A 6,258-nucleotide genomic window follows, 5' to 3' on the forward strand; every position below is an offset into this window, starting at 1 on the left:
TGGCATCCCCCTCCCCTTTCACGGCGTCACCGCCCTTCTCCGGCGTAATCGCCTCCAGCGAATACCCCTTAGTATTTACCCCCCATGCCAGCAACACCACAACCCCTGCCGCGAGCACCGAAGTGGTCATGGTAAACACCCCGGCAAAACCCAGCGACGCGGAGAATACCCCGATAATCGACGGTGCCATGATGCTGCCCACACGGCCAAACGCGCTGGCGAAACCACAGCCGGTTGCGCGAATAGCGGTCGGGAAGCTCTCCGGCGTGTAGGCATACAGCCCGGCATAGCAGCCGTTCAGGAAGAACGACAGGACCGCAGCGGCAGCGACAATCGCCCCGGCGCTGTCGGCCTGGCTCAGACACCAGGCGCTGATGGTGCTGCCCACCAGGTACAGCGCGATGGTGCGTTTACGATCCAGCCAGTCGGAGCAGACGGCAGCGGAGAAATACCCTGGTATTTGCGCAATATAAATAATGATCGAAAACTCAAAACTGCGGGTCACGGTGAAACCGCGTTCGACAAGTAATGACGGTATCCAGGCGAAGAAGCCGTAGTAGCAGAAAGTCACCACAAACCAGATCGCCCAGATCACCGTGGTCTGACGGCGCATCGGCTGCCCAAACATAATCACCAGGCTTTTGAGCAGGCCGGGGGATGGCGCAGGCGCAATCGTGGGTTCAACTTCACGCGGCGCATCTACCGGCGGCAGCGGTTTGCCGGTAGCGGCAATCACCTGGGTTTCCAGGGTTTCGACTATTGCGCGCGCTTCATCGGTACGCCCTTTACCCAGCAGGAAGCGTGGGGATTCCGGCAGGCTGCGACGCCACCACAGCAGCATCAGGATCGGCAGCGCGGTGATCACCTGCGCATAGCGCCAGCCATCTTCAAACTCCGGCACCACAAAGCGGCCCAGCAGCGCGGCCCCCACAAAACCGAACGAAAAGAACCCGGCCAGCGAACCGATAAACCAGCCGCGTTTTTTCGGCGGGATAAACTCGCTCAGGAACGGCGCAATAATCACGCTCTCGGCCCCGGTGCCGACGCCTGCCAGCACGCGGGCGATGACAAAGACCGTAAAGTTGGGCGAAAACGCGGCAACCAGCGTCATCACGCAGTAAATGGCCAGTGCCCAGCACATCACCGTTTTACGACCAAAACGGTCGCCTACGTAGCCCGCCAGCAGTGCGCCAATCAGCACACCAATCGGCGTGGCGGAACCCACCAGGCCCAGTTCGGCCCCGCTCAGCGACCAGACGTCGCGTAGCGCAGGTAGTAAAAAAGCAATAATGGCGACGTCCATGCCATCAAAGGTGTATCCCAGTCCACCTATCAACAACAACATGTAATGCGGACGGCTCAATGGGAGCCGATCGAGACGATGTAACAGTGACATAAGCGCATTCTCATCTTAAAAATTGCTGTGTTGGCACGGATGCCGCGTAGTCGTATGTGTTTGGGAATTAGTCCACCGGCAGGAAGCCCGCGTTTTTCACCGGTTTGCCCTGCTGAAGGATCAGCGGAATGTGTTTGCCCTGGCCGGTCAGCAGGCTGAGGTCGTCCAGCGGGTTGCCGTTGACCACGATCAGGTCGGCCCACGCGCCTGGCGTCAGGCAGCCGATTTCACCCTCTTTGCGCAGCAGGCGCGCGGCGATGGAGGTGGCGCTGCGGATCACTTCCGCGGCAGGCAGCACGCGGTTACGGATCACAAACTCTTCCGACTGGTGTACGTGCATATCGCCCAGCAGATCGGAGCCGTACGCCATCGGCAAACCGGCTTCGAACATGATTTTCAGGCTGTCGAGGCCGCTTAAGCGCACGTCGTCGATTTTGGCGATCGAATCCGGTTGCAGGCCGTACTGCTCGCCTTCGTTTTTCAGCATTTCATAGGTCACCAGCGTCGGGCAGGCCATCGCGCCTTTACTGGCGGCGAGTGCGGCGGTTTCCGGGGTGATGAGATTACAGTGTTCAAGAGAATGGACGCCCGCATTCACCGCGCGGCGAATGGCCTCGTCGGTATAAAGATGGGCGCTGACGTAGGTCTGGGCATTGCTGGCTTCTTCAACGATGGCTTCCAGCTCTGAAACCGAAAAGCTCAGGAAATCGATAGGGTCGCTCGGGGAAGAGACGCCGCCGTTCGCCATCACTTTGATAAACTCGGCCCCGGCTTTGATCTCTTCACGCACCGCGCGACGCACTTCATCCACGCCGTTACAGATGCGACCCAGCGCGCCAAGTTTTTTGGCATAGAAATCGGCGTTGCGCGAATCATAGCGGCCGCGATAGTCGGTATGACCGCCGGTTTGCGACAGCGCTTTACCACAAATCATGAGATGCGGGCCGCTGAGCAAGCCCTCTTCCAGCGCCTGCTTCAGACCGTAATCCGCACCGCCGACGTCGCGCACGGTGGTAAAGCCGCGGTTCAGCATGCCCTGCATGATCTTCCCGGCGCGGGCGGTAATCAACGAATCCGGCAGCATGGCGTTTTGCCCCAGATTGGCGGAGCTGGCGATCACGTGAACGTGGCAGTCGATCAGGCCCGGCATCAGGGTTTTGCCTTTTAAATCCACCACGGTGGCGGGGGGCGCGTCGATAGACCCGGCAGAAATCTGGCTGATCTTGCCGTCTTCTACCAGCAATTGATGGTTTTTCAGCGCGGTATCGGAAACGCCGTCCACAAGGGTAGCGTTGATAAAGAGTAACGGCGTGTGCTGCGTTGTCATAAGGGTCACGCTCCTGATTTGATGGCGTTGTGTTACTTCTTGATTACGAATTGGTTAAAAGATTTACAATGTTTGGTTAAAATTCGTAAATGAAAAACACGCATGCCACCATGCGCAGCGCTCATTACACCGGTTAAAAATCAACCTTATCTGGCATGGCTGTTTTGCGCCACATCATCCAGTAACCAGCGCTTAAACAGCCGCGTAGCGCGGTTCTCATGGCGATGTTGCGAGGTAATCAGGAAAAATCCGCCGCCTTTACTGACCGAAAAATTCGAGGCTTTTACCAGCCGTCCGCTGGCGATCACGCTATCAATGATGTGACGCCACGCAAGCGCCACGCCGTTTCCGAGGCAGGCCATTTCAATCAGCGGCGGATAGTGGTTGACCCTCAGCGTCTGGCGCAACGGCGGGCTGGCGGTGCCGTTAATTTCAAACCATTCCGGCCAGCCGATCCACTGATGCTGCGCGTCCTCCAGCACCAGCAGGGTTTCCTGCTTTAGCGTTTCCGGCGTAAACAGCGGCCTCCCCGCCAGGTAGCGCGGCGAGCAGACCGGGAACATCTCTTCATCGAACAGTTTCACGGTATCGAAGTTAATAAGATTTTCCTGTCGCAGGTAATAAACCCCCAGATCAAATTCGAATGACGTCAGGCGGGTAACGCCGTCGCGCATAATTAAATTGATCTTGATTTCCGGATGCTGGCGGCGAAATTCGCTCAGGCGCAGCGGCAGCCAGAACTGGGCGATGCCCGACGAGCAGGCAAGGGTAATTTCGTTTTCACCGGCGTTTTTCATGACCTGGGCGGTGGCGTCGGCGCACTCTTCAAGAAAATGGCGGATCTGATGCAGGTAGCGTTCGCCTGCCGTGGTCAACTCCAGGCCGTGGCGACGGCGGATAAGCAACGTACGACCCAACGCAGCTTCCAGTTGGGCAATCTGGCGGCTGACGGCGCTTTGCGTCAGGCTCAGCTCTTCCCCTGCGCGGGTAAAACTGCCGAGGCGAACGGTGGCTTCAAAGGCAATCAGGGTATTCAACGGGGGCAACGGCGCGATCGACATGGGTTTCTGGCCTGGCTGAATAATCGTTAGTTAACAAGACTCTAACAATTACCTTTTTAATGCAAACGAGAAACATGACTAACCCGGACAGTCCGATGCACGAGCCGCAACAGAAGGCTCATCTCTACCCGGTTTTAGGGCTGATACTTCGCGCCAAAAAATTCTAAAAGCCGGATTTACGTTGGCTATTTCATATGAAAGATAGGCAAAATGAAATGACCTATGCATAATGACCCGAGTCTGTTCAGGACCGCGTCATAGAATATGAGAGGCTAAATGTTCGATAACGATAACGAAAAGCTGGTAGATACGGTGATGGGGGAAGCGGTTATGGCCCTTCTTGAATCTGAAAAAGCCGTCTCTTTTGATGAACTCATCGCAAAATTACAGGAAAGTTTGAGCAACGAAACCGATCCTCAAAGGCAAGCTGCTTACCGGGCCGCAATTGGCGGTATCCATAAATTTCGTAGCCAGCCTGTGGTAGCGAGACATTCACGCCACGGCACTGAATATGACTTACTTTTAAAAAATATGATGTCCCAGCCTGGAGCGACTAAGCATTAATTTATATCTATTCTGAGTTGTTTAGAGAATAATCAAACAACTTTCTTTTCCCTTCTATTCAGACTTGCTTCAGCATATCTCCACGCATTGCTCATTGTGAATTTGATCTGGCTTCACGGCCTGGAAGACATTCATTATCCATGCATCAGGAGCATCATTGAACCAGGATGAGCAGGTACGACCCGAAGAAATTCATCAAGCGATAGGCGAAGCATCAAACTACTTGATGGAACACTGCTTTGCTTTAACGGCAGGAAACCTGAGCAAGGTACTACTTGCGCAGGATATCCTGTCAACCGATCTGCGGCAGAAAACCGTGTTATCTTTAGCTCGCCAGTTCCTTAAGCAAAAAATGCATGGGGAAAATTAAGTAAAAATGCCTTTGCAGGATTTGCAAAGGCAGGCTTTTACAGCAAAAAACAGGATACTTACATGTCGTCTGGCGTTCGCTGGACAATCATTTCCAGCGCGTTGCGGTAAATATCCAGCCTGATGACATCCTTTTCACATTCAATCATTTGTATCAAAGTCAGGATAAGATCTTTATTGCTGACCCTTCCTCTTTTCACACTAAGCCCCTGACTGATATCGGCGATAAGTTGAGCTTCCGCTTCACAGGCATGAGTGTTTTTACCAAAGTAGACATTTATCTGCTTTTCAGTCACTGAGCTGCGCATTTCTGTTCCTGTTTTAGTGATAATGGGTCTCAAACCGAGAATACGAGACCAAACCCAGATAAACGTAGACAGCAAAATGTGACGTAGCAACAACTTTTATGAAAAATATTTGTAATCATTTTTCTGTTAACAAACTGAAAATATTAAATATTCTTATCAATTCAGCGCATAGCTGGAATACCCGAGCCAGTACCGCACTCTGCTTTCCCGGTAAAAAAGGGCTGCCAGAAAAACTGGCAGCCCTGTTAAAAGGCGCTTGCGGCTACGTTTCAACACATCAGCCTGAAAAGGCGGGGCTTCCCCCGCCTCCAGGTTGCTACTTACCGGATTCGTAAGCCAGTAACGCAGCGACCTCCCTGCTTCCGTCTTTTATCCTCAGTTCGCAGAGCGAACTTCGGGTCAGATACGTGAATATTAATAGTGTTAAACATACCATAAATACACACCAGATCAGGGCGTTTCGCGGCAGTTTCATCGGCTTCCCTCCTTGCCTCATGGCGGGTAAGAGGCTATCCTGACGTTGTTGATGTGTAGGGTAGCCTCGTTGGTTAATTGAAAAATGACCTTCGGGGCTTTCTTCTTTCTGCATCACAACACCCTTTCACTACCCTGCATTAATGAGGCAAAAAGCCTCAAGCGCCGCCGTCATCATACGCCCGCGGTTACCCGACTCCCGTTGCATTCATGTCCAAAAATAGAACGTATCTCAAGCAGTTAACAAATTCGCGGCAAAGGTTCCGAAAACGGCAGCTCAAGCGTCCGCTTCACGCCATACAGGCCGGTTAACCGTACCCCCTTACGCGCCACCACTTCACCCGTCAGGGTGGCATCGCGTCCCAGCGGATGGCTGCGCAGCGCCTCAATAATCGCCGGCGCGGCGGCCCGCTCAGCGGCAATCACCAGCCTGCCCTCGTTGGCGAAATTCACCGCCTCCAGCCCCAGCAGCTCGCACAGCCCACGCACCGCCGGTTTCACCGGCAGCGCGCGCTCGTCAAGCTCGATGCCGCAGCCGCTGCTGGTGGCAAACTCGTGCGCCACCGCGTTCACGCCGCCGCGCGTGGCGTCACGCATCGCCCTTATCCCCGGCAGGTGACAAACGGCCTGAATCAGCGGCGTCAGCACCGCGCAGTCGCTCTCCGGCACGCCCTCTATGCCCAGCTGCTCCCGCAGGTTGAGGATGGTGGCCCCGTGGTCGCCCAGGGTGCCGCTGACAATCAGCACATCCCCGGCACG

Annotated in this window: 8 protein-coding genes; 2 read left to right on the forward strand and 6 right to left on the reverse strand. The window is 54.7% G+C overall.

Annotation, left to right across the window (positions count from 1 at the left end; all coding sequences use genetic code 11):
• The 3 genes from FND52_RS21670 to FND52_RS21680 all read right to left on the reverse strand — a co-directional run.
• Positions 1–1,396, reverse strand: a 1,396-nt coding sequence (locus FND52_RS21670; protein WP_144133200.1) for an MFS transporter, incomplete at its 3' end; no start/stop codon positions are given.
• Positions 1,397–1,463: 67 nt separating this feature from the next.
• Positions 1,464–2,723 (reverse strand): metal-dependent hydrolase family protein, encoded by a 1,260-nt coding sequence (locus FND52_RS21675; protein ID WP_144133202.1) that lies wholly within the window; start codon positions 2,721–2,723, stop codon positions 1,464–1,466.
• A 146-nt stretch (positions 2,724–2,869) separates the two neighbouring features.
• Positions 2,870–3,784, reverse strand: coding sequence for a LysR substrate-binding domain-containing protein (locus tag FND52_RS21680; protein ID WP_144133204.1), 915 nt, complete (start codon positions 3,782–3,784; stop codon positions 2,870–2,872).
• A 276-nt stretch (positions 3,785–4,060) separates the two neighbouring features.
• On the opposite strand from FND52_RS21680, the gene FND52_RS21685 reads away from it, so the two are divergent.
• Together FND52_RS21685 and FND52_RS21690 are read left to right on the forward strand one after the other, a co-directional pair.
• Entirely contained in the window at positions 4,061–4,348 is a 288-nt protein-coding gene (locus FND52_RS21685) for a biofilm development regulator YmgB/AriR family protein (protein WP_125293802.1), read from the forward strand.
• Positions 4,349–4,505: 157 nt separating this feature from the next.
• Complete coding sequence (locus tag FND52_RS21690; RefSeq protein WP_125293803.1) at positions 4,506–4,718, forward strand: hypothetical protein; 213 nt, start codon at positions 4,506–4,508, stop codon at positions 4,716–4,718.
• Positions 4,719–4,776: 58 nt separating this feature from the next.
• On the opposite strand, the gene FND52_RS21695 is transcribed toward FND52_RS21690, so the two are convergent.
• The 3 genes from FND52_RS21695 to FND52_RS21705 all read right to left on the reverse strand — a co-directional run.
• Positions 4,777–5,025, reverse strand: a complete 249-nt coding sequence (locus tag FND52_RS21695) for a biofilm development regulator YmgB/AriR family protein (RefSeq protein ID WP_144133206.1) — start codon at positions 5,023–5,025, stop codon at positions 4,777–4,779.
• A 316-nt stretch (positions 5,026–5,341) separates the two neighbouring features.
• Positions 5,342–5,500, reverse strand: coding sequence for a type I toxin-antitoxin system Hok/Gef family toxin (locus tag FND52_RS21700; protein ID WP_125293979.1), 159 nt, complete (start codon positions 5,498–5,500; stop codon positions 5,342–5,344).
• A gap of 239 nt (positions 5,501–5,739) precedes the next feature.
• On the reverse strand, positions 5,740–6,258 hold a 519-nt coding region (locus FND52_RS21705; protein WP_244290604.1), incomplete at its 5' end, for an AIR synthase-related protein.

Source organism: Atlantibacter subterraneus, assembly GCF_007570865.1.
In the GTDB taxonomy this organism is placed as follows: domain Bacteria; phylum Pseudomonadota; class Gammaproteobacteria; order Enterobacterales; family Enterobacteriaceae; genus Atlantibacter; species Atlantibacter subterraneus.

Excerpts from the sequence above, each read along its gene's own strand:
- FND52_RS21685 (WP_125293802.1), top strand. The coding sequence starts at position 4,061 with ATGTTCGATAACGATAACGAAAAGCTGGTAGATACGGTGATGGGGGAA.
- FND52_RS21695 (WP_144133206.1), bottom strand. The coding sequence starts at position 5,025 with ATGCGCAGCTCAGTGACTGAAAAGCAGATAAATGTCTACTTTGGTAAA.
- FND52_RS21700 (WP_125293979.1), bottom strand. The coding sequence starts at position 5,500 with ATGAAACTGCCGCGAAACGCCCTGATCTGGTGTGTATTTATGGTATGT.
- FND52_RS21680 (WP_144133204.1), bottom strand. The coding sequence starts at position 3,784 with ATGTCGATCGCGCCGTTGCCCCCGTTGAATACCCTGATTGCCTTTGAA.
- FND52_RS21675 (WP_144133202.1), bottom strand. The coding sequence starts at position 2,723 with ATGACAACGCAGCACACGCCGTTACTCTTTATCAACGCTACCCTTGTG.